This is a genomic window from Natronococcus sp. (genome assembly GCF_047921035.1).
Lineage (GTDB): Archaea > Halobacteriota > Halobacteria > Halobacteriales > Natrialbaceae > Natronococcus.
Window position 1 is genome coordinate 1 of the sequence record NZ_JBLRWX010000027.1, and the last position, 26,268, is coordinate 26,268.

The 26,268-nt window shown below is 63.8% G+C and carries 29 protein-coding genes and 3 tRNA genes; 17 read left to right on the top strand and 15 right to left on the bottom strand.

Annotated features, from left to right (window positions below):
* Positions 1-482: 482 nt before the first annotated feature.
* Positions 483-1,256 (top strand): DNA-directed RNA polymerase subunit epsilon, encoded by a 774-nt coding sequence (locus tag ACNA7R_RS07575; RefSeq protein WP_416282964.1) that lies wholly within the window; start codon positions 483-485, stop codon positions 1,254-1,256.
* Between the two features lie 63 nt (positions 1,257-1,319).
* Positions 1,320-1,952, top strand: coding sequence for a DsbA family oxidoreductase (locus ACNA7R_RS07580; protein WP_416282965.1), 633 nt, complete (start codon positions 1,320-1,322; stop codon positions 1,950-1,952).
* On the opposite strand, the gene ACNA7R_RS07585 is transcribed toward ACNA7R_RS07580, so the two are convergent.
* Entirely contained in the window at positions 1,953-2,777 is an 825-nt protein-coding gene (locus tag ACNA7R_RS07585) for an NAD(+)/NADH kinase (RefSeq protein ID WP_416282966.1), read from the bottom strand.
* Between the two features lie 121 nt (positions 2,778-2,898).
* Here ACNA7R_RS07585 and ACNA7R_RS07590 point away from each other — a divergent pair, with 121 nt between their 5' ends.
* From ACNA7R_RS07590 to ACNA7R_RS07600, 3 genes are all read left to right on the top strand, one after another.
* Entirely contained in the window at positions 2,899-3,144 is a 246-nt protein-coding gene (locus tag ACNA7R_RS07590; RefSeq protein ID WP_416282967.1) for an amphi-Trp domain-containing protein, read from the top strand.
* Positions 3,145-3,267: 123 nt separating this feature from the next.
* On the top strand, positions 3,268-4,623 hold the full coding sequence (locus ACNA7R_RS07595) for a hypothetical protein (protein WP_416282968.1): 1,356 nt from the start codon (positions 3,268-3,270) through the stop codon (positions 4,621-4,623).
* Between the two features lie 186 nt (positions 4,624-4,809).
* Positions 4,810-4,980 carry a hypothetical protein gene (locus ACNA7R_RS07600; RefSeq protein ID WP_416282969.1) on the top strand — a complete coding sequence of 57 codons (171 nt, stop codon included), beginning with the start codon at positions 4,810-4,812 and terminating at the stop codon, positions 4,978-4,980.
* A gap of 135 nt (positions 4,981-5,115) precedes the next feature.
* Here ACNA7R_RS07600 and ACNA7R_RS07605 read toward each other — a convergent pair.
* A tRNA-Gly gene (locus ACNA7R_RS07605) sits at positions 5,116-5,186 on the bottom strand.
* Between the two features lie 186 nt (positions 5,187-5,372).
* Between ACNA7R_RS07605 and ACNA7R_RS07610 the strand changes: the two genes are divergently transcribed.
* Positions 5,373-6,167 carry an NAD+ synthase gene (locus ACNA7R_RS07610; RefSeq protein WP_416282970.1) on the top strand — a complete coding sequence of 265 codons (795 nt, stop codon included), beginning with the start codon at positions 5,373-5,375 and terminating at the stop codon, positions 6,165-6,167.
* Here ACNA7R_RS07610 and ACNA7R_RS07615 read toward each other — a convergent pair whose 3' ends face one another.
* Positions 6,168-6,701, bottom strand: a complete 534-nt coding sequence (locus tag ACNA7R_RS07615; protein ID WP_416282971.1) for a GNAT family N-acetyltransferase — start codon at positions 6,699-6,701, stop codon at positions 6,168-6,170. It lies immediately after the preceding gene.
* A 71-nt stretch (positions 6,702-6,772) separates the two neighbouring features.
* Positions 6,773-7,471, bottom strand: coding sequence for an enoyl-CoA hydratase/isomerase family protein (locus tag ACNA7R_RS07620; RefSeq protein WP_416282972.1), 699 nt, complete (start codon positions 7,469-7,471; stop codon positions 6,773-6,775).
* A 60-nt stretch (positions 7,472-7,531) separates the two neighbouring features.
* On the opposite strand from ACNA7R_RS07620, the gene ACNA7R_RS07625 reads away from it, so the two are divergent.
* The 3 genes from ACNA7R_RS07625 (at position 7,532) to ACNA7R_RS07635 (ending at position 8,721) form a co-directional block, all read left to right on the top strand.
* On the top strand, positions 7,532-8,233 hold the full coding sequence (locus ACNA7R_RS07625; RefSeq protein WP_416282973.1) for a hypothetical protein: 702 nt from the start codon (positions 7,532-7,534) through the stop codon (positions 8,231-8,233).
* Positions 8,234-8,305: 72 nt separating this feature from the next.
* Positions 8,306-8,377: transfer RNA gene (locus ACNA7R_RS07630), tRNA-Thr, on the top strand.
* Between the two features lie 272 nt (positions 8,378-8,649).
* A tRNA-Thr gene (locus ACNA7R_RS07635) sits at positions 8,650-8,721 on the top strand.
* Positions 8,722-9,337: 616 nt separating this feature from the next.
* Here ACNA7R_RS07635 and ACNA7R_RS07640 read toward each other — a convergent pair.
* Complete coding sequence (locus ACNA7R_RS07640) at positions 9,338-10,306, bottom strand: hypothetical protein (RefSeq protein WP_416282974.1); 969 nt, start codon at positions 10,304-10,306, stop codon at positions 9,338-9,340.
* Between the two features lie 169 nt (positions 10,307-10,475).
* On the opposite strand from ACNA7R_RS07640, the gene ACNA7R_RS07645 reads away from it, so the two are divergent.
* The gene (locus ACNA7R_RS07645; RefSeq protein ID WP_416282975.1) at positions 10,476-11,057 is read left to right on the top strand and encodes a hypothetical protein; all 582 of its coding nucleotides are present in this window, start codon (positions 10,476-10,478) and stop codon (positions 11,055-11,057) included.
* Between the two features lie 9 nt (positions 11,058-11,066).
* Here ACNA7R_RS07645 and ACNA7R_RS07650 read toward each other — a convergent pair whose 3' ends face one another.
* The 4 genes from ACNA7R_RS07650 to ACNA7R_RS07665 form a co-directional block, all read right to left on the bottom strand.
* Complete coding sequence (locus tag ACNA7R_RS07650) at positions 11,067-11,720, bottom strand: hypothetical protein (protein WP_416282976.1); 654 nt, start codon at positions 11,718-11,720, stop codon at positions 11,067-11,069.
* 59 nt (positions 11,721-11,779) lie between these two features.
* Complete coding sequence (locus ACNA7R_RS07655) at positions 11,780-12,730, bottom strand: winged helix DNA-binding protein (protein ID WP_416282977.1); 951 nt, start codon at positions 12,728-12,730, stop codon at positions 11,780-11,782.
* A gap of 691 nt (positions 12,731-13,421) precedes the next feature.
* Entirely contained in the window at positions 13,422-13,904 is a 483-nt protein-coding gene (locus ACNA7R_RS07660) for a hypothetical protein (protein ID WP_416282978.1), read from the bottom strand.
* Positions 13,905-13,907: 3 nt separating this feature from the next.
* Entirely contained in the window at positions 13,908-14,498 is a 591-nt protein-coding gene (locus ACNA7R_RS07665) for an Rrf2 family transcriptional regulator (RefSeq protein WP_416283003.1), read from the bottom strand.
* 527 nt (positions 14,499-15,025) lie between these two features.
* Between ACNA7R_RS07665 and fmdA the strand changes: the two genes are divergently transcribed.
* Both fmdA and ACNA7R_RS07675 read left to right on the top strand, forming a co-directional pair.
* The gene (fmdA, locus tag ACNA7R_RS07670) at positions 15,026-16,291 is read left to right on the top strand and encodes a formamidase (RefSeq protein WP_416282979.1); all 1,266 of its coding nucleotides are present in this window, start codon (positions 15,026-15,028) and stop codon (positions 16,289-16,291) included.
* Positions 16,292-16,595: 304 nt separating this feature from the next.
* Positions 16,596-17,012 (top strand): universal stress protein, encoded by a 417-nt coding sequence (locus ACNA7R_RS07675; RefSeq protein ID WP_416282980.1) that lies wholly within the window; start codon positions 16,596-16,598, stop codon positions 17,010-17,012.
* Between the two features lie 384 nt (positions 17,013-17,396).
* Here the strand turns inward: ACNA7R_RS07675 and ACNA7R_RS07680 are convergent, their stop codons facing one another.
* The 3 genes from ACNA7R_RS07680 to ACNA7R_RS07690 all read right to left on the bottom strand — a co-directional run bounded on the left by ACNA7R_RS07680 (position 17,397) and on the right by ACNA7R_RS07690 (position 19,701).
* Positions 17,397-17,768, bottom strand: a complete 372-nt coding sequence (locus ACNA7R_RS07680; protein WP_416282981.1) for a hypothetical protein — start codon at positions 17,766-17,768, stop codon at positions 17,397-17,399.
* A 56-nt stretch (positions 17,769-17,824) separates the two neighbouring features.
* Entirely contained in the window at positions 17,825-19,324 is a 1,500-nt protein-coding gene (locus ACNA7R_RS07685; protein WP_416282982.1) for an amidase, read from the bottom strand.
* A 137-nt stretch (positions 19,325-19,461) separates the two neighbouring features.
* A complete protein-coding gene (locus tag ACNA7R_RS07690; protein WP_416282983.1) occupies positions 19,462-19,701 on the bottom strand; it encodes a PRC-barrel domain-containing protein in 240 nt (79 codons plus the stop codon).
* 141 nt (positions 19,702-19,842) lie between these two features.
* On the opposite strand from ACNA7R_RS07690, the gene ACNA7R_RS07695 reads away from it, so the two are divergent.
* Positions 19,843-20,088, top strand: a complete 246-nt coding sequence (locus tag ACNA7R_RS07695) for a CDGSH iron-sulfur domain-containing protein (protein ID WP_416282984.1) — start codon at positions 19,843-19,845, stop codon at positions 20,086-20,088.
* Here ACNA7R_RS07695 and ACNA7R_RS07700 read toward each other — a convergent pair whose 3' ends face one another.
* A complete protein-coding gene (locus tag ACNA7R_RS07700; protein WP_416282985.1) occupies positions 20,089-22,518 on the bottom strand; it encodes a heavy metal translocating P-type ATPase in 2,430 nt (809 codons plus the stop codon). It lies immediately after the preceding gene.
* 91 nt (positions 22,519-22,609) lie between these two features.
* Positions 22,610-22,813 (bottom strand): cytochrome-ba3 oxidase subunit, encoded by a 204-nt coding sequence (locus ACNA7R_RS07705; protein WP_416282986.1) that lies wholly within the window; start codon positions 22,811-22,813, stop codon positions 22,610-22,612.
* Positions 22,814-22,913: 100 nt separating this feature from the next.
* Here ACNA7R_RS07705 and ACNA7R_RS07710 point away from each other — a divergent pair, with 100 nt between their 5' ends.
* Genes ACNA7R_RS07710 through ACNA7R_RS07725 form a run of 4 tightly spaced genes read left to right on the top strand, consistent with a single transcriptional unit; the run spans position 22,914 to position 25,876 of the window.
* Positions 22,914-23,108 (top strand): hypothetical protein, encoded by a 195-nt coding sequence (locus ACNA7R_RS07710; protein ID WP_416282987.1) that lies wholly within the window; start codon positions 22,914-22,916, stop codon positions 23,106-23,108.
* The gene (locus ACNA7R_RS07715) at positions 23,105-23,896 is read left to right on the top strand and encodes a cytochrome c oxidase subunit II (RefSeq protein WP_416282988.1); all 792 of its coding nucleotides are present in this window, start codon (positions 23,105-23,107) and stop codon (positions 23,894-23,896) included. Before ACNA7R_RS07710 ends, ACNA7R_RS07715 begins: the two co-directional genes overlap by 4 nt.
* Entirely contained in the window at positions 23,889-25,658 is a 1,770-nt protein-coding gene (locus ACNA7R_RS07720; protein WP_416282989.1) for a b(o/a)3-type cytochrome-c oxidase subunit 1, read from the top strand. The genes ACNA7R_RS07715 and ACNA7R_RS07720 overlap by 8 nt, the downstream gene beginning before the upstream one ends.
* Positions 25,658-25,876 carry a CbaC protein gene (locus tag ACNA7R_RS07725; RefSeq protein ID WP_416282990.1) on the top strand — a complete coding sequence of 73 codons (219 nt, stop codon included), beginning with the start codon at positions 25,658-25,660 and terminating at the stop codon, positions 25,874-25,876. Before ACNA7R_RS07720 ends, ACNA7R_RS07725 begins: the two co-directional genes overlap by 1 nt.
* 7 nt (positions 25,877-25,883) lie before the next feature.
* Here the strand turns inward: ACNA7R_RS07725 and ACNA7R_RS07730 are convergent, their stop codons facing one another.
* Positions 25,884-26,198, bottom strand: a complete 315-nt coding sequence (locus tag ACNA7R_RS07730) for a hypothetical protein (RefSeq protein ID WP_416282991.1) — start codon at positions 26,196-26,198, stop codon at positions 25,884-25,886.
* Positions 26,199-26,268: the final 70 nt, after the last annotated feature.

Consider the following 26,268-nt stretch of genomic DNA (forward strand, 5'->3'; position numbering starts at 1 on the left):
GGCCCCGAACTCGGGGACGAGGGCAGGTCCCTGCACCGCAAACGTGCCCGTTCGAGTCCACCGAGAATTAAAGTCGAATGAGCTGACCACCCCGTTTCTGGGGCGTCCGTCCCGCACACGCCTTTGAAGGCGGTGCGGAGTAACGAGGCCGGGACGAACACTCCCGCCCGCGAATCGTCGGCGTGCATCGACGCCACGCCCAGCATGGGGACGGGACAGCAAGTGCGGAAATCCACGGAAAGCCCCGTCCTCAAGGACCGACCGAGCGCACCGCGTGAGGGAGGGAGTAGGGCGGGGTAGTTTACTTCGGTAGCTACACGTATTCGATCGGACCTCGAGGTATCGCTCGCTCTTTAAGTTCTTCTGGCCACAAGGTAGAGCTACGAAGGGGTTTTCACAGACTTCCGACTCGGCGAGCGGAGGCTCTCGGGTTCGGTGAAACGAGCAAGTCTTTTTCCGTCTCCCGGTCTGAGCGACACACGATGTACGACGGTGTTGACTCCGGGCCAGCCCTCCAGCGGGAGTCCGCCCCCGACGGCCTCGAGGAGGACCGTCGCCTCGAGACGCGTCCCGGCTCCGGGGCGCTCTCCCGGGCGGACGTCCAGCGCGACTCGACCGTTCGCCAGTGGGGCGTCGTCACCCCGAGCGCGACCGTTATCGGACGTGCGGATTCGCCCGAGGCGGATCTCCCCGAGAGCGTTCGACGGCTCCACGACGAACAGCACGGCGCGACGCCGGGGTACAGCAAGCGCGCGCACCGACTCGACCGACTGCGAACGACCCAGGCGCTGTGTAACGCCCTCGATCTGACGCCGTGGCAGCGGGATCTCGCGCTCGGCGTGATGGACGAAATCGACCTCACCGAGTTCGGCAGCCAGCGGGCGATCCCGAAGGTCGCGCTGGTCGTCATCCGTCACGTCGTCGACGTCGACCGACGGGCGTACTTCGGCCTCGACGAGGTCGACGTCTCCGAGCTCTCCCCCGATCGGATGGACGAGCTGTTCGGCCAGTACCGCGCCCACGACATCACCGACGAGGAGACGTTCAAGCGCCTCGCCGCAGATTACGGGCTCGACACGACGAGTCTGAACCGCCTCCGACGCGTGCTGAAGGCCCAGCTCGAGGACGAACTGCCCGCTTACGGCCGCAACCCCTACCGGGATCCGAACCTGCCGAGCCTCGAGGACCGTGCCGACGAGGAGTCGATCGACGCGACCGCGAACGAGACGGCCGACGGTTCGGACGACGCCGAGTGAGGCCGATTCCGGGTCGCCCGGCCGGAGCCGTCGCCTTTTCAGTCGCGAGCGCCTATCGCGACCATGTCCGCGACGAACGGCACCGATCGACTCACGATCTACGCCGACTACGTCTGTCCGTTCTGTTACCTCGGAAAACAGTCCCTCGAGCGGTATCGCGAGCGGCGAGAGGAGCCACTCGAGGTCGAGTGGCACCCGTTCGACCTGCGACGGGACAAGCGCCGCGACGACGGGTCGATCGATCACTCGGTCGACGACGGGAAGGACGACGACTACTTCGAGCAGGCCCGGGAGAACGTCCGCCGACTCCAGGAGGAGTACGACGTCGAGATGAGCCGGACGCTCGCGATCGAGGTCGACTCGCTGCCGGCACAGCAGGCCTCGTGGTACGTCTCTCAGCAGTACCCCGAGGCGTGGCCCGCGTTCGACGCGGCGATCTACGAGGCGCTCTGGCAGGCGGAGAGGAACATCGGCGATTCAGACGTGCTGGTCTCAATCGCGGAGGACACCGGCCTTCCCGCTGACGAGATCCGCGACGCGATCGACGACGACGGGCTCCGGGCGGAGCTCGAGGAGCTGTTCACCGATTCTCGAGAGCGGGGCGTCACCGGGGTCCCGACGTTCGTCCACGAGGGATACGCCGCCCGCGGCGCGGTCCCGCCGGCACAGCTCGAGCGCCTGCTCGAGGGCGAGTGATCACTCGAGCTTCTCGAGAGCCTCGAAGAAGTCGGTCCGGGGTCCGGCGAGCGTGACTGGGTCGTCCGCGACCGAGACGTCGACGGTCGCCGGCGGCTCGAGTTCGCGTCGGCTCCGGCCGTCGCTGATCGCGTAGGCGGTCTCGGCTCCCGAGACGGCGAGGGTGATCTCCGCGTCGCGGTCGACGACCAGCGGCGGCATCGCGTCGGTCGCAGCCATCTGGTTTATGATCAGCGTGTCGGTTCCGGGGCGGACGAGCGGGCCGCCCTCGCCGAGGTTGTACGCCGTCGATCCCGTCGGCGTCGCGACGAGGACGCCGTCGGCGTGACTCTCCGCGTAGCGTTCGCCGTCGACGCGGATCTCGATCGTCGCGCCGCCGCCGTGGCCGCGCCGGGAACCGTGGACGACGACCTCGTTGAGCGCCGGCTCGAGGGACCAGCCCTCGCCGGCGGCCCGAAGCCGATCGAGTTCGCGGCCGTCGATCGCACCCGTTCGGCGAAGCGTCTCGACGGCGTCGGCGACGGCGGCGACGGCGTCGTCGGGCGAGACGGCGTTGAGAAACCCCACCTCGCCGAGGTTGACCCCGAGGATCGGCGTCCCGCCGGCCTCGCGGGCGACGAACAGCAGCGTTCCGTCGCCGCCGATGCTCACGACGAGATCGCACTCCGCCATCGATGCGACCGGGACGCCGTCCGTGTCGATCGCGACAGCGGTCGCCTCGTCGACGACGGTCGCGGCGTCCTCGAGGGTATCGATCAGCGTCGCGGCGAGAGCCTGTGCCCGCTCGTTGTCCCGTTGGGCGACGATTCCGACGGCGACGTTCATCGTCCGCGCATAGCCGCTCGCGGGCAAAAAGGTCACGCGTCTCTCCTCGGGTGGCGGCGTGATCGAGTGGGATGGGATCGCAGCCCATATTTTCTTCTGGAGCGGTCGCTAGGCTACACGTATGGCCGAACGGACGACCAACGACGAGATGATGAGCCGAAGCGAACTCGCGACGTACCTCTCGGAGCTTTCCCGACGGTTCGAGAACGGCGAGAACGGCGTCGATGTCCCGGTCGGCAACAAGACCGTCTCGCTTGGGCACTCCGAGGACGTCTCGGTCTCGGTCGACGTCGTCGAGCGTTCCTCCAGACTCCGCGGGAACCGCGAGACGGTGACGCTGACGATGAGCTGGAAACCCGACTCGTAGCGATTGCGGGACGGTCGGAGACCCGTCCGGTCGAACAGTCCATTAGAGGTGTCATTGCGCCGACGTAGGAGCCAGAGACAGCAACGGGTAGATTGATAGGTCAGCTCTCACAACTGGCCGGAAATGCGCCGTTCGCACGTGGTCGCAGTCGCCCTCGTCGTCGTCGCGGTGCTGTTTATCGGCGGGCCGTCGCTGCTGTTTACCGACTCCGTCGACGAGCAGGTAACCGAAGAGACCCAGGAGACGCCGGAGCTCGTCTCCCTCGAGGACTCCGAGAGCGAGTTCTGGCGGTTCCTGAGCCCCCAGGAGGAGTTCCGTGAACGGAGCCCGATCAACGTCATCGTCCGCGGGGAAAGCGAGGACGTGCTCCGAGCGATGAGCGAGCGGGGCGACGGCGACTGGGAGGAGGTCGAAGACGTCAAGGAGGACGTCGAAGAGGAGGCACCCGAGGAGGTCGAGAACGCGACCGTCCTCGAGGAGGAACACCGCCACGCGACGGGGATCGCCTGGGGTGAGGCCACCGGGACGACCCGCTACGCCTGGGTAGATCCGGGCGAGGGCGAGAACGGCTACTGGGCCACCGAGTCGCTCCAGCTCGAGGAGGGGGACTACTACGGCCAGCGCTACCACATTCGGCTCTACGAGAGTCCGAACCCCGACGACGAGTGGATCGCCATGCAGGCCCACACCGAGCACTTCGACTGGTTCACCCTCCGCCACCGCGTCGACGGCGTCGAGGCGGCACAGACGAAAGTCGAGCAGGACTTCATGAACCTGCCCGGCGTCGACACCGACACGGACGTCCGTCGGATCCACATCGACAACGCCGGCCCCTCCGACGCCGACGGCTGGGCGACCGTCGTCGACCTGACGTCGATGGTCGTCCTCCCCGCCGGCGTCGGTCTCGCGGCGGGCCGTCGCTATCGGCGACCGACCGCCGAGAGCATCGGCAAGGAACGAACGCCGCCCGCCGAGGAGGGCCTCGAGCGCGGCCTCACCGACGTCGATCGACGGCGGCTCGCGGCCGCCTACGACCGCCTCGAGGCGGGTCACCTCGTGCTCGTCTTCGCCATCCTCGCGCTGTTCCTCGGGGTCCGGATGGGCGGTCTCCTGCTCGAGCGACGGGCAAGCTTCCTCACGCCCCACATGATCGCGGCGCTGCTGTACCCGGTGATCGCGGTCGGGATCCCCGCCGCGACGTACCTGATCGCCCGCGGGCTCACCAGCCGCCTCGACGCCGCGGTCGCCGCCGCCGGCTCGCTGTCACTCGCGATCTGGCTCGACTACGGGCTACTCGGCGTCGACGTCATCCCGCTCGACGTCGTCTTCCAGCGGAGCCTCGTCGTCGTCGCGCTCGGGCTGATCGCCGCCGGCGCGGCCAAACGCGCGACTCGAGAGAGCCGGTTCAACGACCTGCTGCTCGCCGGCGTCGCAATGTGGGTGCTGGTGCTGGTCGGAACGCTGCTCGGCTACCTCTAATACGGTTTACTGTAAGTCATTACCGGCGCAACCGCCGCACGGGTCGCGGTTGCGCCGGTAAATCGTTACAGCAATCCGTATAAGGGGACGATCCGCCGGACTCTTTCAGAGCCGACGCCGTCGTCGGACACTCGAGAGCGCACCTGCGTGCAGTCCGCATACAGGACTCGCTGCCGTACCCGTCGTATGGCGATCTGTCCACACTGCGGCGAAGAGCTGGAACTCGAGGTCGAGCCGGATACGGTGACGGTCCACGAGGGCGAAGCGAGTCGGACGATCGAGCCCGACGTGTTCACATGTTACACGTGCGATGCGGTACTGTTCGCGACGGTGAGTCGGGAACTCGCCGGGAACTGACTCGAGGCGAGTCTCCGGCTGTTCCTCGAACTCCTCGAGAGCCTTACTGCCCCCGGAGTGAGCGCGAAGTCACGATGGAATTGTAACTCCGTGTCGATCGGCTACCATCCTGGATTTTCACGGAACGGCGAAGGATGCGCGGTCCGGGATTTGAACCCGGGCTAGCTGCGTGGGAGGCAGCTGTCCTACCGCTGGACCAACCGCGCTCCGCATCGGAGATTTCCGGTCTACGAATTTAAACGCTCCGTCTTCGCGAGGGCGATATTCCGTACGGGTGAGATCGATTTCCGACGTGGCGTTCTCCCTCGAGCCCGCGACCGAAAACTGACCGACCGTCCACGTCGTCCCGTTTGGGATAGAGTATTAGGGTAGTCCCACCGTACCGTCTGTCGATGCTCGAGCTTCACTTTTCGGACGCGGAGCTAGATCGACGACGCGACCACATCACGAACTTCGTTCGCGAACAGATCGACGCGGCGGGTGCCGAGGGGGCAGTGCTCGGGCTCTCGGGCGGCATCGACAGCACCCTCGTCGCGCACCTCGCGGTCGACGCGCTCGGCGCCGAGAACGTTCACGGACTCGTCCTCCCGGCGCGGGTCAGCGGCGACGACAACATGAGCGACGCCGAACGCGTCGCCCGGGAGCTGGGGATGAGCTACGACGTGATCGAAATCGAACCGATCGTCGACTCGCTTCTGGGCGCCTATCCCGAAGCCGAGGGCGACCGGATGGCCGTCGGCAACGCTCGAGCGCGCGTCCGCGGCGTGCTCAACTATCTCGTCGCGAACCACGAGAGCCGGCTCGTGCTCGGGACGGGGAACCGAAGCGAGGGCGCCGTCGGCTACTTCACCAAGTACGGCGACGGCGCCGTCGACTGCCACCCGATCGGAAACCTCTACAAGGCACAGGTCCGCCAGCTCGCGCGCCACGTCGGCGTCCCGGAGGACCTCGCGGCCAAACCAGCCACGGCCGAGCTCTGGGAGGACCAGACCGACGAGGACGAGATGGGAATGGACTACGAGACCCTCGACTCGATCCTGGTCACCCACATCGACGGCCCGCTATCGGCCGACGTGGCCGCTCGAGAGCTCGGCGTCGAGGTCGAAACCGTCGAGAAAGTCCGGCGGATGTACGAACGGAGTATGCACAAGCGCCGGGTGCCGCCGTCGCCGGACCCTCTCGAGTAGTCAGGCCGAGCGCCACTCCTCTTCCAGGAGTCCGTACCAGTGGACGTCCCGGTACTCGCCGTCGACGAACGCGGCGTCGCGGTGAACCCCCTCCTCGGTGAAGCCGACGGACTCGAGGAGGCGCTTCGAGCCGTCGTTGAACGCGAAGGCGCGAGCCGACAGGCGGTGGAGGCCGAGCTGGTCGAACCCATGCTCGAGCACCAGCTCCGTGGCTTCGGTTCCGTGCCCCCGCCTGTGGTAGTCGGGAGCGATCCAGTAGCCGACCTCGCCGCTGCCGGCTCGCCAGTCGATCGTGTCGAGCCCGATCGTTCCGACCGGGGTTGAGTCGACGGTGATCAGGAGGTGGATCGCGTCGTCGGCGCAGACGGCCTCCTCGAAGAACTCCCGCTCCTGTTCGGTGTTGAGCGGCATCGAGTTGCCGATCGGCCGCCAGATCGCGGGGTCGTTGACCTGCGTCTGGAGGAACTCGAGATCCTCCTCCTCGATCGTTCGCAACGCGACGCGCTCGCCGGTCAGAAAGGCGGGTCCGGGCATCTACCGGTAGCCTCCACGCCGGACGGAAAAAGCGATTCGGCCGGCGGAACTCGGACGAGCCGCGGTCCGTCTCAGTCGAGCAGCCCGTCGAGCGATCCGGCGTAGGCGTTTGCGAGTTCGCCGAACGCTTCGGCCTCCCGTCGCTCCTGAGTGTTCCGGTCGGCATCGTCGCGGATTCGCCGCTTCAGGACGGCGAGCGCGTCGGTCTCGTTCGCGGCGATCTCCTCGGTTACCGTCCGTGGCCGCTCCTCGAGTCGGGAGATCAGTCCCAGCCGCAGCGCCTCCTCGGCGCCGACGACCCGACCCGTGCAGGCGAACTCGAGGGCGTCGCCCTCCCCGAGGACCCGCGGAAGCCGGACGGTCCCGCCCCAGGCGCCGAACAGGCCGAAGGTGACGCCGGGCTCGCCGTAGGTCGAGTCGGGCGTCCCGACCCGCACGTCGCAGGCGAGCGCGAGCTCGAGCCCCCCGCCGCGTGCGGGGCCGTCGATCTCGGCGACGACGATCGCGTCGCTGTCCTCGATGGTACGGGCGACGCGCTGGCCCAGCCGGGCGAACGCCTCGGCGTCGTCCCCGTCGAGTTCGGCGACGACCGAGAGGTCGGCGCCGGCACAGAACGCGGGGCCGGCGCCACGGAGGGCGACGACGGGTTCGTCGGCGTCGGCGACCGCCCGCTCGAGGGCCTCGAGTCCGGCTTCGGTCAGCGCGTTTCGTCGCTCCGGCCTGTCGATCGTGACGGTCCGGATCGATCCCTCGCTGTCGACGTCGATCATGCGACGAGTCTACTCGGCGTTTCCAAAGGTCTTTGCCTGCTCCCTCGTAACGGCCCTATGATGGAACAGGCGGACAGCTGTCGGCGTGTGGCCATCGAGGCCGTCACGGACGTCGAACCACCGGCGCTCTACGAGCTCATCGAGTCCACGCTCGAGAGCGCGTCGATGCTTCCCGGCGCGCTCACGTTCGAAAGCGCCGGGGCCGTCGCACCGAGCGAAACGACCGTCCGGGACGGCGACGATTCGGACGACGGGATCGCCACCCACGCCGCCGGCGTACAGCTCATCTACGAGGGGCTCCGGCTCACGCGATCGCTGGCTCACGACGAACCGTGGGCCGACGCCGACGGCGACACCGACGTCGACGGCGACATGGAGATCCTCGCGGCCGACATCCTCGTCGCTCGCGGCTTCTACCTGCTCGCTCGAACCGACGCCGCGGACAAGGCGGTCCGCACCGTCCGGGCGTTCGGCCGCGAGCAAACCCACCGACTCGACGAGCGCGACGGCACCGAGGCGGCGACGACCCGCGACGCGACCCTCGAGCGGGACGTCCTCGAACTGGCCGTCCTGGCCGGGGCCGCAGCCGTCGACGAGAGCCCGTCGCCGTCCCTACTCGAGCGCGCGGACGAAATCGCCGCAGCCGCGGGGACGTCGTTTCCCCCCGCCGAGCGGTCGACGGTCGGTACCGAAAGCCGCGTCTCCGAGCGCTCCCTCGAGGAGTCGACGACCGACCGGGCGACCTCCGTGACCGACAGCTGACCGCGCCACGGCCACCCACGCCCGGTGGCGAATCGAAACCCCTAAAATGGACTCGACGCAACGAACGAGTGCGCCTGGGTAGCTTAGCGGTAAAGCGCGTCCTTGGTAAGGACGAGACCCCGGATTCAAATTCCGGCCTAGGCTCTCGCCGATTCTCGCGTCGTCGTGATATGGTCTCGAGCGATAGCCTCGAGCGGACGGTAACCGTCCGTGAACTCGGGTTCTATAGTAGCCACTGAAAGTCAGTGCGCACCCGATCGCATGACAGTCGTGCGATCGATGTGCAAACAGTTTCAGTTGTTACTATAGTCCTCTCCCTGAACGAGCGCTCGAGCCGTCGGTTCGCTCGAGCGGTAGCTCCCGCGGGACGGGTTTCGAAAGGGATAAATTCGCCACGGGCGAACCACGAATTACGCGCCTGGGTAGCTTAGCGGTAAAGCGCGTCCTTGGTAAGGACGAGAGCCCGGGTTCAAATCCCGGCCTAGGCTTACTGCGTTTTGGTTAAATCCTGTCTATGCACCCGTAGCGGCGGGTGTGTTCGTTTCGGAAGGCCAGGACAAGAAGCTCATACAGTCAAACCCGGCGAAGCCGTTACATTTCCTACACTGTGACCAGTGTCTCTCACCGCAAGGTGCAGATTTTGTAACGGCTAGATGCATCATTTTCGGGTTGAGAACCCTTCCCTTCCAGAATGGAGTTCAACAGGATTGCGAACGGGGGTCATCGCGGCCTTACGATTCCAAAAGGGAACTGTGTGATTTTCTGTACAGGTCACATCGGCCGACTCTGACCTATCCACGAATTCTGTGCAATCGCCTCTTCAGAGAAGCACTGCTCGGTGCTCGAGTAGATAGAATGCCCCACAGGACGTACCAAACCTACTCGCAGGCGGATCTTGGCCTTAGGGATAACGACTGGGAAGGATTGGTTGCCTACGTAGAGTCTATCAACAGTGCACTCACGGAGGCACAATCGGAGCGACCGCGCTCGGAAGAAATCGAAGTTCCTCCGAATTATTCCGTCCAACGGCCAGTTCGTAATCGGGTTATCTAATAAAGCGATTAGAGTGCAAATACCTCGAGTCTAACGCTGCTATGGTCGCCGTCACTCGTGTACCTCCGCTCCCGTCCGGAAACTCGTGAGTTCGTCGATGCGGTCCTCCAGGTCCTCGATTTCTTGGCGTAGCTCCTGGGCTTCTTCGCCTTCTGTCGCTGCGAGTTGGTCTTTGAGACCCTGTAACCGCGTCTCTTTGACCTCCTCGTCTACCTCGGCCTTTCGAACGTACTCGCTTTCGTTGATTTCGTAGACGTCGCTTTCGGCCAGCTCTGTCACCTCGAGCGCGTCATCAACCTTGTTGCGGTCCACACCCATGACACGCTCGGGATCGATTCCAGCGTCCTCGAGTGCCGCCAGAACTTCCTCGTCGTCCTTGAGCGTACGGTTGCGCCGAGTCGTCCGCTGGACGGAGCCGAACGGACCGTTGACCGGCCGATCGTGGTGGAGGCGATTAAGGAGTACGTCGGCGACATCCTGGCGGAACCCGTTGGCGTTGCGCTGGACGTCCGAGAGTAGGGTGTACAGATTGACCAGTGCCTCCGTTTCCATCTCCTCCAGCGTGGTTACGTCGTGGCGCTCGAGCGCATCAACCAGCAGGAGCGCGTCGGCGTACACATCGAGATCGGGCTCCGTCCGGTCTTCGGTCTCCGGCTCGGTCTCGGCCTCGAGCAGCTGTGTCGCTGTCGGCCCATCGGTCTCGACGATCACGCCAGCATCCTCGTCGATCTCGAATCGAGGATGGAGGCTCCACACCGCCGGGTAGGGATCGGCATCAGGCGGGAGCCGGTCGAGCTGGAACCCGTTCGGTGCATCGGTGATGCGCCGGTACAGCGTCTCGAACTGATCGCGCTGGAGTGGTCGCTGTTCGTCTTTGTCCTCGAAGCTGATGATGACACGTTGCTCCTGTACGTCACTAATCCGGAACCGATTGTGCGACAGGGGCGTGACGAGTGTCGCTCCATCCGGGAGATCATCGAGTTCCTCGAGGAGCGTGTGCCAACTCACACTAAACGGCATAGTAGATGAGAAGTGGTCGGAACGCAAAACCGTACGGGATGCGTCCAGACCGATCATCGTTGCGGCCGTCGAGGCTGTCGACATCCTCGAAAGTACGCCCCTCCTGTCTTCACTTCATGGTGCCTCCAATACGCCGAGTATTATGGACTAGGTGGCCCAATAGATCGATATGGAACAACGGTGGGACGAATTTGCGGCCAACATTCGATCAGGTGATTCCGAGCAGGTTACCGAGACGATCGACGAAATTGAGGAGTTAGATCTCGATGAACGGGTTCAGTTGTTCGAAACCTGCTTTGACGAGTTGACCTCCATCTACGCTCAGAGCGATGACGGATACGTCCGACAGGCGACCGCCCGGGTTGCAGAACGACTGACGCCGGGGATCGCACTGGTGTTCGCCGTCGCTGAGAGCGACCGATCGGTCGAGGCAGATGTGGACACTATTCGCCAACAAACGGACGAAATCGGTGGATTCCTGCTGGAGGCACTGACGGACGAGGACGGTCGTGTCAGGCAATCAGCCAAGCGCGGGCTGAAAGATGTGTTCAGAACCTACGACTCCCTCGAGGACGAGGAGACGATCGAGGCGTTCGCCGTCGAATTGGACGAGATGGCAACGGAGTACTCGGACAAACGCCGAAAGCACCTCCTCGAGGCGAAAGAGGACGCCGAGTTTTTCCTCCAATCCGGCTTCGGACGGCTTCTCGAAGGGTTCCAGAACGAATTCGGCGACTCTCTGGAAAAGTAGGACGAGCTATCAGGACCGCTGAAATGCGTCGCGCTTCCCGGTATCTCGTATCCCTTCTCTGGTCCGTTCGACGAACCCGTACTGCTCGAGATACTTGTATCGACGTTCTATTTCTTCTTCTGATACGTCTAACGTCGACGCGAGTTCGCTGACGGGTTTTGCGGTGTCCTCGTCCAACTGTAACCGGAGTTCGTACCCGTTCATGTACCGTTGGTAGTACTCCCGGACGACATCGTCGAGGGGTGTTTGGATACCTTCGTTCTGATCGAGCCGTTCCAGCGATTCGGAGATCACTGTGACAAATTGCTCTCCTCCCAAGAGGTCGACCTGGCGTTCGATCTCGTCTTCGATCACATCGAAGTCGAGATCTGTCTGGACGAGTGTCGCCATGTCACCGATATCGTCTGGACGCTCTGCGACGGCCTTGAAGAGAAAGATGTCCTCGAACGAAACGAGACCGACTGAGAAGGACTCGTCCAAAAGAAATGCTTCACTCCGCGCTTGCATTCCGTCGCTAAAATACAGCTTATCGGCAATCTGTCGATAGAAGACGTCGAACTGACAGCCGGCATCGTTTCGAACGCAGTGACGCGCTCCTAATCGATCGTACTCGTCACCGAGATCGGTAACTTCCTCGTAGCCGAGGTCGTCGAGTACCCCCATTAGCCTGCGAAGGGCTGCCTCGTCCTCGATATAATTTCGACCGAATCGTTCACGAGAACTCATACAGTGATCTCATAGTCTCTGGCCGTCTGTTTGAAGTCTTCCCATTTGGGCAGTTGCTCGGTTGTTGTCGTTCCGTCTGTCTCTAAGTATTCTATGAGTTCATCGACGATGGCGCGCAGATCGATCCCTGCTTCGGGGAGATAGTGTTCAGCACGTTCCCGTAGTGCCGTTCTCTCGATATCCTGTCGTTGTATCAACAAGAGACAGTACGTTCGGTACCGGGAACCGTCATCGATTAGCAGTGTGTGGCAGACTAATTCTGCGGGAGTGATCTCGGAGAGTCGGTCTGTCCGGAAGTAGTGTCGCCGATCCCTCGTGAGAAGCGGGACATCGAACGCTTCGAACAGGGCAGGCCCGGTCAGGTAAAATCCGTCAGCAGTAACGTCACTGTCGCAGGCGAAGAGGATTTCGTCGTGTCTTTCCCAGAGAAAGTTGAGCCCACTCGCGTGTCGCTCTGCTTCGCGACGATGCTTCTGGTGGAGCAGTCCTCGAGCGATCGAGGCCAACTCTGCGAACGGATCATTGAGACGATACTGGGACTTCGATTTCCCAACGACACCAACGCGCTGAAAGTCATCTAACCGACGGTATATTGTCGCCTGACTAACACCACTCAGTTCGGCCAACTCGGTTGCGGTCCGTCTTCGATCGAGATAATAGAGCACGAGTAACCCAGCGCCAGCAATGAGATCGGGCAGATTCATGTGGCTATACTCCGTGAGAAGTCCCTCGAGTTGCTGGATTGGTTCGATATCCGTCGGAGAAACCAACTTTTGCCGACCGCTTTGCTCGGTTTGGACGTAGCCGTAGGCTTCTAATTCGGAGACGATACGTGAGGTGTGGCCGGCGCTCCAACCGAGTTGATCAGCGAGCGTACTGATACCCACTTCCGACCCACCCTCTACTACAAGATGTGATAATAGTCGGAAGTGACTCTTTTCCACCATGTGGTCTCATATTACGCAAACAATTTATAAAACCCTTTCGTGATTTGAGACGATATGACTAAATTACAATAAGTAGTGTTTCAAAGATCACTGATAGCAAACCTATACAAGAGCTAGAGGCCTTGGTGATGGAAACTGCTGACACCAAAGGTACTGTCACCGACGGTATCGGGTTGCTCGACCGGGACGACGTGAACCCCCTATTTCGTACATTCTTCGATGGTAGCAAGCACGTGGGACAGAACTCGGAGCGGATGAAACCGATTCTTGCCCGGATGATGAGATGGCGGCGTCAGCGTTTGCACGTCGTCTGACCCGCCGTGTGATACGTTGATTTCATCTGCGTCAGGAAGATGTGTCCACTGGAGGAATGGAGAGCCCCCGTGCTCACGGTCCGTCTGATACGTGATGACGAAATCCCTCGTTTCGTACCATCGTCTCTCGAGAAATCCAGATGTTGTCGATGAATCCTGGTCACTAACGGTTGCACGTACCAGACGCGGATGAGTCCTGCATGGCTCGAGGCTGGCCTTCTCGATCGCCTCACGACGACTCAGAAACCGGGGAATCACCCGGCCTAGGCTCTCATCATTTTGTTAACACTCCCATTCAGAATCTTCCCCTGAGCGGTCTCTGAGGTAAGATCCCCGTTTTTCTAGGTAGAGATTACCAAGGTAACTCTATGACACGCTCAGGGTGGATTGCTCTCTGCGTTTAAGCGAGAGACCGATTCAGCGTGGTAGGCGACTCGCCATAGCTTAAGGACTGCCCGCGTAACCAGTTTCTCCGGTGATTGGGTAATACAGGAAGCCTCGACCTCGCTCGGATCGGAGGATGCATTTGGCGGCGAATGGTAATGTTCGAGCCCACGGACGTTGACGTAATCATTATTGTGTGGATGTTTGCCCCACCGTAGATTCACACCGCGTGAATCTGTATAATGGAACGTGTAGTCGTTTTGTGTCGTCCACTGGACGTCGATGCGCGCCGTGTCGGCTCCACGAAGGCCATCATCGTACGTAACTTCGAGCCTCTTCGGATCCAGATAGTCGTCTAACTCCGCGGTCGCTAGCGGCTCGTCGGTGTTGAACACCTCTCGAATGGCGAGAAGGGCTGCCCGATCAATCGGGCCTCGAAGCGAGTGTCCTTCCTCCGTCGTACTGTGCTCACCCATTTGTTACGGGGCGAGTGCGCTTCCATTCGGCCGCGACTCGTCGCCAACGAACCGTTCAGCGTTGGCGATCGAGAGTGCAGCGTTGGCAAACGCGAGGTTTCGACGCGTCGTCTGCCACTCCCGGATCGTCTCGGGGTCGAGATCGTCGTGGGTCGCGGCCGCCTCGGACAGGGTTTGGTTTGTTCGTTCGACGAGTAACTCCTCTGGTGATTCGACACCGTATTCGGCCTGAAAGTCGCTAATGCGCTCTCGCATTTCCGAGACGCGAGCGATCAACTCCTCCGTCGAGACGTGCTCTCGGATGTCTGCCGCCTGCTCGACAACGAGTGACTCCGGTGAGCGTCGGTAGGTCGTACCACCGTTCTCGCCGGTATCGCTTGTGACGAATCCTTCATCATCGAGGGCGTTGAGGTGTTTTCGTGCCGTCTTCGGCGACGTGCGTGCAGTGTCGGCGACAGCGTCTGCGGAAACCGGGGTGTACGCGCGGCTAATGACCTCGCGGACGCGCTCGTAGGGGGTGGTCTCGTCTTCCCACTCCGCACCAACCGCCTCGTTGACATCGTCGAATTCTTCGGGGCCAGTGGAACCAGGCATATGCTCACTTCGTTTTAGAGTAACATAGAACTTTTGTGGAGGACTATATTCCTTCAAGCTGGGCGCAGCAATCTTGCCTCAATTCGTAGCTTCGCATCAGGGGCCGAGCACAAGTTACGAATCCCTGAAATGATACCGAGGACTAGTAAGCTCTATTTCCTCTATTCTGCCAGATCATGCTACTCGGACTGTCGGTGAACTTGGTACCGCTCTCACAAAACCAATCGACAATCCCGGCCTAGACTTCCCTCCTATAACCACGAGAGGAGTCGCTGACCGTCTACACTGACGGGTTTCGTCCCTCCGGCCCACTCGAGGACGACGGAAACTATCAGCGGAAAGCGGTGAGCAGGGCGTGGGCGAAGACGGTGGGGATATCTGAGCATCGCCGAGAGCTACACGTGGCTGGTGCGACGCGTGGCCCTTCCCATATCACACCCGTGAACGTACACCGGATCCGTAGTCAACCTTTATAACGGCTAGCCATGTGATGTGGGTTGTTGGCATGTGCCAATAGATGTGCTCCTATGCCAGAAACACGATTTAGCGTTGATACGGAACGAGACCCGGACGAACAGCCCGACAAGACACCGCACAATCGATGGCACCCGGACATTCCGGCAACCGTCTCCGTAGAACCGGGAGACACCTTCCGGCTGGAGATGCTCGACTGGACGGGCGGACAGATCCACAACGACGAGAACCCGAACGATATCCGGGACGTCGAACTGGAACAGGTCCACTATCTCAGTGGACCGGTCGAGGTAGACGGCGCCGAACCCGGAGACTTGCTCAAAGTCGAACTGCTCGATCTCGGACCGCTCCAGGAGATGGAGTGGGGGTTCAACGGAATCTTTTCCCAGCAGAACGGCGGCGGTTTTCTGACGGATCACTTCCCGGACGCCGCGAAAACGATCTGGGACGTCGACGGCACCGTCGTCTCATCGCGACACGTCCCGGACGTTCGGTACGAAGGAAAGATCCACCCCGGACTGATCGGAACTGCCCCGTCACACGAACTCCTCGAGGAATGGAATACGCGTGAACGGGAGCTGATAGAGAAACACGAGGAAGATCCGGAATCGATTCAAAACCATCCGACCGGCGAGGAAGACCCACCGGTTGCGAATCCACCGACCGAAACGGCTGCACTGATGGGTGAGATGGATTCCGACGAAGCCGAAGAAGCTGCGCGGGAGGGAGCCCGCACCGTTCCCGGCCGTGAAAACGGTGGCAACTGTGATATCAAGGACCTCTCGCTCGGAACGACGATCTACTTCCCGGTCTACGTCGAGGGTGCCAAGCTTTCGATGGGCGACATGCACGCATCACAGGGCGACGGCGAGATCTCGTTTTGCGGTGGTATCGAAATGGCAGGATACGCCGATCTCCGTGTTGACGTCGTCAAAGACGGAATGGAGAAACACGGCGTCGATCATCCGATCTTCCAGCCGGGTCACCGCGGTCCGGACTTCTCGGATTGGGTTACGTTCGAGGGCTACTCCGTCACCGAAGACGGAGAGCAGCGGTACATGGACGCCCACGTCGCCTACCGAAGAGCCGCACTCGAGGCGATCGATTACCTCGCGAAGTTCGGCTACAGCCGTGAGCAAGCGTATATGCTGCTAAGTACCGTCCCGGTCGAGGGACGGATCAGTGGAATCGTCGACGTCCCGAACGTCTGTGCAACGCTTTCGATTCCGAACGAAGCCTTCGAGTTCGATATTACTCCCGACTCGTTGGGTGAGTCCGAAAATCGAAGCAAGAGTGTCGTTACTGACGATCCGCTCTAATCTCCCTGTATTTTGATAGTCGACCGACCGTGCTGCGAGATCGTCTACAGTTCGAGCCGTGTCGATGCGTCCTCCCGCAAAGCCGCGTTCGCTTGATGCAGGATAGCGAGGACGTTCAGACCCCTTTGGGACGCGAGATGACGCTTTCGGCTCGTGGGGAAGACCGGAAGCGAATCCGCCATGCAACACTGGCCCAGGGTCTCACCGGTGCCGAACGCTCCGACAGCCCAGGACACTCGAGTCTCCTCCCAGCGACCGGGAACTGCCGACCCCGTATATGTGCCGGGCGGTCGAACGGTCTCCTATGAGAATCCTCGTTCCACTCGACGACTCCGAACCGGCGCGGGCGGCCCTCGAGCACGCCCTCGAGACGTTCCCGGAGGCCGACATCACGGCGTTGCACGTCGTCAACCCGTCGGTCTCGGCGTACCGAAGCGATGCCCCCTACAACTTCCCGCGTGCCGTCGAACTCGAGGAGGAGAAAGCCGAGACGCTGTTCGAGACCGCCCGGGAACTCGCCGCCGAGCACGGCGGATCGATCGAGACCGAAACGGTCGTCGGCTCGCCGCCTCGAGGGATCGTCGAGTTCGCCGACGAGAACGAGGTCGACGGGATCGTGCTCGGCAGCCACGGCCGATCGGGCGTCTCGCGGGTCCTGCTGGGAAGCGTCGCGGAGCAGGTCGTCCGACGCGCGCAGGTTCCGGTGACGGTCGTCCGTTGACCACGGACGGCAACGGAGTCGCTCGCCGTGGATCAACCGATGCGTGTAGTGATATCGACGATTCTCGTCGTCCGGGAATCGGGTAGCAGTTCACTACCGGCGGTACCCTCAGCTTCGACCGATGGAGACGAACGAACTCCTCGACGGCGAGGCACTGACTGGAAAGCACGCGGCGATTGTCTTCAGCCTCTGGATCGGACTCGTACTCGTCGGCGCCTTCGTTCTGACGTTCGTCGTGTAACGAACCGTCGTTTTCAGGGGTACCGAGACGCCTCTTTTCGTAGTGACGTAACGGCGGAAAGAAGCGGATATGGAACCGTCCGGCGAGTACCATCCGTCGGACCGGTTGGGTCGAAGCTCGCGAGACGTCTCGAGCAGCAGCGGTCAGTCGTCGCCGGCCAGCCGTCTGAAAACGACGTAGAGGACCGCGAACATCACGAGGAACGTGAGCAGTCCCTGCGTGGCCTTCGCGAACGCGCTCTTGCCCTCGGTCTCGGTTTCGGCGTCGACCCCCGCTTCGGCCTCGCTGCCCTCATCGGCCGCGAACTCGTCCTCGCCGCCCTCGTCGACCGCGAACTCGGTCTCGTCGTCCTCGACCGCTCCGCCAGTCGCCGCGGCCGGCTCGTCGATCGATCCCTCGACGGCCTCGAGGATCGGCTCCTGTAGCGGCGTCTCCATCGCGGCGCGGACCGCCTCGCGGGCGAGTAGCTGCACCAGTTCATGCTCCAGGTCGAGTTCCTCCATCGTGGGTTTCATCGTGACGAAGGCTTGAACGTACAGTCGGATAACTGTTGCAACTTGCGAGACAACGGTCAGGCCTGCTCGAGGGCGTAGGCCGCGTTCAGCGCCGTCGAATCGTCGAACCGGGAGGAGACGAGCATCAGGCCGACCGGAAGGCCGTCGACCTCGCCGGCGGGGACGCTGACGCCGGGGTGGCCGGTTCGGTTGAACGGCGTCGCGTTGTGGACGAGGTTGTTCTCGCGAAGGCGATCGTACTGATCCCGGTCGAGCTCGTGTTTCGGTGGTTTCGTCACTGCAGTCGGCATCGCCAGCAGGTCGTACTCCTCGAGGACCGCGTCGTACCGTTCGGTGAGGTCGACGACGAGGTTCATCGCGCGGGCGTAGTACCGCGAGTGGTACTCGGTGTTGGTGTACGACCCCATGAGCAACAGCAGCTTGAGCCGGGGCGGGAAGTCATCGCTCTGGGCTCGGCGGTACTTGCCGAACGATTCTATCCACGATCGGTTGTACCACGCCTTCCAGCCGTGGCCCAGTCCCTCCCCGGAGATGGCGTCGAGCAGCCCCTCGGAGGTGCAGACGTCGTGGATGTCCTTCGCGTCGAGGTGCATCGGGATCGAGACCTCCTCGACGGTCGCGCCCTCGGCCTCGAGTCGATCGATCGCCTCCCGCGTGGCGTCGAGGATCTTCTCGTTGGCTCCCTCGCGGTCGAACCCCTCCTCGAGCACGCCGATCGAGAGGTCGGAGACGTCGCCGTCCAGTTGCTCCGCGTACTCTTCGACGGGGACGGAGCTGTGGTTCCGGAGGTCCCGTTCGTTGCTCCCCGCGATCGCCGTGAGGGTGCGCGCGACGCTCTCGACGTCGGGACCCATCGGCCCCGGGTGGTCGATCGCGTGCTCGATCCCGATACAGCCGGTGTAGGGAACCAGCCCGTAGGTAGGTTTGTGGCCGACGATTCCACAGAACGCGGCGGGAACGCGAACGCTGCCGCCCTGGTCGGAGCCGATCGCGACGTCGACCTGGTCTCTCGCGACGGCGACCGCGCTCCCCCCGCTCGAGCCGCCAGCGAGGTAGTCGTCGTCGTGGGGGTTCAGAACGGGGCCAAAGGCGCTGTGGCCCGTCGAGGTCATCGCCATGTCGTCCATGTTCGTCTTCCCGACGATGTCGGCACCGGCCTCCAGCAGCCGCGTGGTGACCGTCGCGTCCCGGTTTGGGACGTACCCCTCGACGACGGAGGAGCCACAGGTCATCTCGACGCCCGCGACCGAGACGTTGTCCTTGACGCCGACCTCCCAGCCCTCGAGGTCGCCGCCGTCGTCGCCCTCGACGAAACACTGGGTCACCCAGGCGTTGTACGGATCCTCCTCGCTGGTCACGCGCCGACCGGCGTTGCGCGTTCGGTTCTCGTCGCCGCCCAGCCGCGGCTTCGGATCGTAGGACATGACCGTCTCGTAGGAGTCCATCTTCCCCTCGGCCATCTCGACGAAGAACTCGAGTTCCTCGTCGGTGAGATCGAGAAACAGGTCCTCCCCCAGTTCCGCGAAGGCGTCTTCCGTCGGTACCCGCAGTGGCATACCCGTACAGTGGGCCGTCCAGTGGAAGTGAGCGGCGGTGGCACGCGCAAGCAGCGGGGCCCTCGCCATCCGGGAGAACGGCGGGCGACTGGAACGGCTCGCTGCGCGAGCGGTTCGGGTGGTGTCTCGCCGGCGAACTAGAGGCGCTTCAGGCGGATCTCTCGGTCGGTGATCGCCTTCACGTTGGTATCGTCGATGGGGTACGTATCCTCGTCTGCGTCACCCCAGCCCAGCTGTGACTTAAGCGTATCCGTCACGCCCGGATCGGGATTCACGTAGGCGGTCCCCGCGTCGACCTCGCTGACGATTCCGATCTGGTCGCCGTTGGCGTTGACGACGTCTTTGCCCTCGTCTTCGGTTGTGAAGGTTGCGCACATGCATCAAGGATGTCGAATCCTGTCCGGGAATAGCCACCGCAGGAGACTGCAGGGAGACGTGATCCTCTCGGATCGCCGAGTGTCATCGCTCGCGACCGCTTCGGGGGAACGCTTTCGTCGCTCGAGTCCGCATCGCCACCGATGACACGACTGGTCGAACTCGAGGCGAACGGACCGCGAAAGCTCGAGCCGTCGGATATCGACGACGAGAAGGGTGACGTCGCGGTCTGTCAGTGCGGGCTCTCGGCGTCGTTTCCGTTCTGTGACGGCAGTCACCGGCGGACGACCGACGAGGAGGACGGAACGACGTACGTCTACGACGACGGCGAGCGGTCGGTCGTCGAGCGGGTCGTGACCCGCGACGGAGCCGACGAGGACGACGAGTAGTCAGAGGGAGCGAGCGGAGTTCAACACGACGAGCAGGCTGCTCGTCGCCATCGCGACGGCGGCAAACAGCGGATTCAACAACCCGGCGATCGCCAGCGGGATCGCGACGCCGTTGTAGACGAACGCCCAGCCGAGATTCTGCCGGATGCGTCGGTTGGTGGCGGCCGCGATGTCGAACGTCTCCGCGACCCGCTCGAGGTCGTCCTCGACGACGACGGCGTCGGCGGCGTCGGTCGCCAGTTCGGTGCCGCTGCCCAGCGCGATACCGACGTCGGCGGCGGCCAGTGCCGGCGCGTCGTTGCTGCCGTCGCCGACCATCGCGACCCGACCCCGCGACCGGAGCCGTCGGACGGTCTCGGCTTTCGCCTCGGGCGGGACGCCCGCGAAGACCTCGTCGACGCCGTTGACGTCCCGGAACCGGTCCACCGCGGCGCCCTCGTCGCCCGTGAGGACGACGACCTCCCGGCCGTCGGCGAGGGTCGCGACGGCCTCCCGCCACTCTTCTCGCGGTGCGTCGCCGACGGCGATCACGCCGCGAGCGCGACCGGTCCAGGCGACGACGACCGGGACGGCGCCGTCCTCGCGGATCGAGTCGATCCGGGACTCGAGTTCGGGCGGGATCGACTGCCCGAGGTCCCGACAGCAGTCGGGATGCCCGGCGACGACGCGGTCGCCGTCGACACGAGCGCTCACGCCTCGAGAGTGGCGTTCGAAGCTCTCGGCGTCGGCGGTCGCGAACCCGGATCCGTCGTCGGCTTCGGCCGCGTCGACGACGGCAGCGCCGATCGGGTGTTCCGAGAGCGACTCGACGGCCGCGGCTCGCCGAAGGAGGTCGTCGGCGTCGACCCCGTCGACGGTGGAGACGGCCTCGACCGACATCGATCCCTCCGTCAGGGTCCCCGTCTTGTCGAGGACGACCACGTCGATCTCGGGCGCTTCCTCGAAAATGGTCTCCGCTGCGACCACGATCCCGCGTCGGGCCGCGCCCTGGACGCCGGAGGCGATCGCCAGCGGCGTCGCGAGCCCCAGCGCGCAGGGACAGGAGACGATGACGACCGTCAGGCCGACGAGAAACGCCGTCGAGAGGGCGGAACCGGTCGCGAGTAAGAGGACGGTCGCGACGGCCGCGAGCGCGACGACCAGCGGGACGAAGATCGTCGCGAGTTTGTCCGCAAGGCGCTGCGCCCCTGGTCTCGAACTCTGGATCGACCAGAGCATCGAAACGAGCCGGTCGTGGGTGCTCTCGGCCTCGTCGCCGACCGCGAGGACGAGCGGGGCGTCGGTGACGACGGTTCCCCCGCGGACGGGGTCGCCGACGGCCTTCTCGACGGGGAGCGACTCCCCCGTCACCAGCGACTCGTCGACGGCGGCCCGACCCTCGCGAACGGTCCCGTCGAGCGGAACGCGCTCGCTCGGACGAACGAGCAAGCGATCGCCCGGATCGACGGCGGAGATCGGCACGGTGTCGCCGGAGTCGGCGCGGCGGGCCTCGTCGACCTGCGCCTCGGCGAGATCCGAGAGCAGGCCGGCCGCGCGGCGCTTGATCCGTCCCTCGTAGTAGCTGCCGGCGGTGACGACGAGGACGACCGCGACCGAGACGTCGAAGTAGAGGTCGGTTCGACCCAGCCCCATCGCGAGGGTGCTGTAGGCGTAGGCGCCGAGGGCGGCGAGCGAGACGAGCAGATCCATGTTCGGCATTCCGGCCCTGAGACTGACGTAGGCCCCGCGGAGGATCGGCAGGCCGGTGTAAAAGAGGACGAACGTCGTCATGAGCCAGATGTTGACGGCGACGTAGTAGCCGTCGTAGCTCCCGAAATCGGCGAGCGCTTCGTAGCCGAAGTAGGTGGGGTACAGAAACACCGCGTACCAGATCATCACCATCATCCCGAACATCCCGCCGCCGATCAGGAACTTCACAAGCGCGGCGTCGCGGGGCTCCTCGTCGCGGCCCTCGCCTCGCTTCCGGGCCTCGTAGCCGTACCCGGAGACGACCTCGGGCAGGCGCTCCGCCTCGAGCGCGTCGGGATCGTAGACGAGCCGAAGCGTGTCCGTCGCGTAGCTCGCCTCCGCGCCGCGAACGCCCTCGGTGTCGGTCGCCCGCGCCTCGAGGAAGGCCTCGCAGGTGCCACAGTGCATTCCGTCGACCGCGAGGAAGGCGTCCTCGCCCTCGATGTCGTCCAGCGACGGCGACTCCGTCTCGAGACGGTCGCGGACGGCTGCGGCGTCGGCGTCGTCGACCGTCTCGAGCGTTCGGTGGACGTCGAGACAGCCCCGACAGCAGAAGGCCCCCTCGACGCCGGGATCGGTGACCGGATCGGCCGGCGTCGGCAACGCACAGAGCGTACACGCGTCGCTCCCGGTAGAACTGGCGACGGGGTCGCGAACGGGATCGGCTCCGACGCGGTCGGAGCGAGCGTGTGAGGAGGTCATAGGCGCGGAAGGGAGTACCACGAGGGCGTAGCACCGCTCGAGTAACGGGAGCACGGGTCCGAACGCGGTGCTCAAACGGCAACCGGTCGGACTACGACGCCTCGCTCGAGTCGTGGCCGTGGCCGCCCGGGACCGGCGTGAACGCAACGTAGAGACAGGCGACGATGATCACCACGTTGATCGCGGAGACGACGCCGGCCGAGAGCGAACTGCCGAGGCCGTACCAGGTGACCGGCAGAAGCGCGAGTAGGCCGACGACGAGCGCGGCTCGCGGAGAGAGCGCCTCGAGATCCATACCCGAACTCGGGGACCGATCGGCCTTAATAATGACCCCCGTTCTTACGGGGTGAGAAACGGCTCGGCCGATTATGCAAGGGGTGTTCTTATCCGAACGCATGTGTGCGATGACGGATGACGAACAACGTCGAGAGATCGGTCACGACGAGTACGATCCCGTCGGGACGCTCGCGCTGATCACCCTCTACTTTCTCATTATCGCGTTGCTGTGGGTGTTCATGTACTTCGTCGAGTTCCTCGGAAACGAGCCGACGGTCGTCGGAACGTTTCTGACGGTGGTGGGGCTCGCATGAACATCCACACCTACGAGAAGGTGTGGCTGATCGGGGCGCTCGTCCTGATCGTCGGCTTCATCGTGACGATCACGTACGGCTCGGTCGGCCTCGGCATCGCGATGGTCGACGACAGCGAGGAGACCGTCGAGCCGTACGAACTCGACGAGGACGAACGGTTCGCCGATCCGCGCGTCGAACAGGTCGGCGAGAACGAGTACGAGGCCTACGTCGTCGCCCAGACGTTCATGTTCACTCCGGATCCGATCGAGGTGCCGGCCGGAAGCGAGGTCACGTTCTACGCGACGAGCCGGGACGTGATCCACAGCTTCAGCGTCGCCGGAACGAACGTCAACACGATGGTGATCCCCGGCGAGGTGGCGACGATGACCGTCGAGTTCGACGAGGCCGGCGAGTACGGGGTCGTCTGTAACGAGTACTGCGGCTCCGGCCACCACACCATGGAAGGGGAGCTCCACGTCGTCCCCGCCGAGGAGTTCGACATGACCGAACTCTCCGTCGAGGCCGACGACGAGGTCGAGACCGGCGAGGAGGCGACGATCGAGGTCGAGGTCGAGAACGGTATGCTCGAGGCCATCGAGACGACAGTCACGCTCGAGATCGGCGACGAGGCGCTCGCGGAGAACGTCACAATCGACGGCGGCGAGACCGAGACGGCGACGTTCACCGTCGACACCACAGATCTCGGCGAGGGCGACCACGACTGGACGGTCACCGTCGACGATTACGAGGACAGCGGGACGCTGACCGTGGTCGACGAACTCGAGGAGGAGGATGACGATGAGTAACGCGTACATCGACGACTTCCCGGCCGAGGCGAAGGTGATCCGGACGGCGTTTTACAGCTCGTTCCTCGCGCTCGCGCTGGGGGGCGTGTTCGGGATCATCCAGACGCTCCACCGGACGGGCTACTACCGGTTTATCGATTCCGCGGACTACTACACCGTCCTCACCGCTCACGGCGTCTTCCTCGTGATCTCGTTTACGATCTTCTTCCTCGTCGGCATATTCACGTGGGCGATAACGACCAGCCTCGATCGGGGCGTCGAGGACCTTCGGTTTACGTGGGGTTGGTACGGCCTGATGGCGGTCGGAATCACGCTGAGCGGCGTCGCGATCCTGGCCGGCTTCACCGACGCAACCGATATCAGCGCGTCGGTGCTGTTCACGTTCTACGCTCCGTTGCAGGCACATCCGCTGTTCTATCTCGGGCTCGTCCTGTTCGTCGTGGGAACCTGGCTCGCGGGTGCCGACTGGTTCCGCTCGTGGTGGGCCTGGAAGGCCGAGAACCCCAACGAGCGCATCCCGCTACCGACGTTTATGGTACTGACGACCACGCTGATGTGGTACCTCGCGACGCTGGGCGTCGCCGCGGCGATCCTGCTGTTCCTGCTGCCGTGGTCGCTCGGGCTCGTCGAGACCGTCAACCCGCTGCTGACCAGAACGCTGTTCTGGTTCTTCGGCCATCCGGTCGTCTACTTCTGGCTGATGCCGGCGTACATGATGTGGTACATCATGCTGCCGAAGGTCTCGGGCGGGAAGCTGTTCAGCGATCCGCTGGCCCGCGTCGTCTTCGTCCTGTTCCTGATCCTCTCGGTGCCGACGGGGATCCACCACCAGTACCTCGATCCCGGTATCGCCGAGGGCTTCAAGTTCATCGCGATGACGAACACGATGTTCCTGCTGTTGCCGAGCCTGCTAACCGCCTTCACGGTCGTCGCCAGCATGGAACATGGCGCCCGCCAGCGCGGCGGTGAAGGGTACTTCGGCTGGCTGAAGGCGTTGCCGTGGCGCGACCCCGTCTTCACCGGGATGGCCCTGGCCGGCCTGATGTTCGCCGCAGCCGGCTTCTCGGGCATGATCAACGCCGGAATGAACATCAACTACCTCGTCCACAACACGTTCTGGGTCGTCGGTCACTTCCACCTCACCGTCGGCACCGCCGTCGCGCTGACGTTCATGGCGGTCACCTACTGGTTCCTCCCGCAGGTAACCGGGAAGGAACTCTGGAGTCGCTCCGTCGCGCTGGGGCAGGTCGTGGTCTGGTTCGTCGGGATGACGTTCATGTCGAACGCGATGCACCGCGCCGGCCTCCTGGGCGTCCCCCGCCGAACGGCCGAACCCCAGTACGAGGGGTTCGAGTTCGAGGCCGCCGTCGGAAGCATGGGCGAACTGCAGGCCCAGATCGCGCTGGGTGGAATCCTGCTGACGGTCTCGCTCGTCCTGTTCTTCGCGAACGTCTTCGGGACGGCCCTCAACGGCCGCAGCGACGAGCTTCCAGCCAACGAGTACGCCGGCACGCTCTCGGGCCCCGAGGACGCCCCGCTCGTGCTCGACAACCTCAAACTGTGGACCGCGATCGCGGTCGTGCTCGTGGTCTTCGCTTACACCTTCCCGCTGCTCTCGATCATCGACCGCGGCGGGCTGTTCGGTCCCGATATCAACCCGCTCCCGGTTAGCCTCGAGACCGTCCACCTCCTGGCATTCGCCCTCGAGTCCCACGTCGCGAGCGCACTCGAACCGGTCGCCTGGCTGGGGGTGAGTCGGTAGTGCGGATCTCGAAGGCGGGCCTGCTGGTCGTGTTGGCGCTGCTCGCACCGCTGCTCGTCGAGCTACGGACGGTACTGTCCTGGGTGAACGTCGAGCTGAGCGTCCTCGAGACCGCGCTCGTCGGTGCCGTTCTCGTTACCGCGGTTCTCGTCTGGGCGTTTCTTCCCGAAAACGGGAGCGGCGGGGCGACCGAGGGGGACGTCTCGAGCGAGAACTGACTGCCCCCTACTGCCAGGTTTCGATTCGACCCTCGCGGACGTCTTCGACACACCCCTCGCAGTCGGGGTGACCCGCCTCGTAGCAGGCCGGTCGGTACTCCTCGTCGAGCAACGCGGCCCGTCGCTCGGCGTAGCGCCGGCAGACGATCTTCGCGCGGTCCCGCTCGTCGGTCGGCAGCCCGCGGGCGTTTCGCGCCGACTGGTAGGCCTCGCGGGCCTCCTCGAGTTGCCCGTCGGTCGATCCGCGCAGCTCCTCGTACTGCTCGCCCGCCTCCCGGAGCTTCGTCCGGAGGAACCGCTCGAGCCGGCGACGATCCGACATCGTCGTTCGGTTAGGCGGGCGGACACATAGTCCCGTCGCCGACGTCGCCGGCCGTCGGACCCGTCCCGGA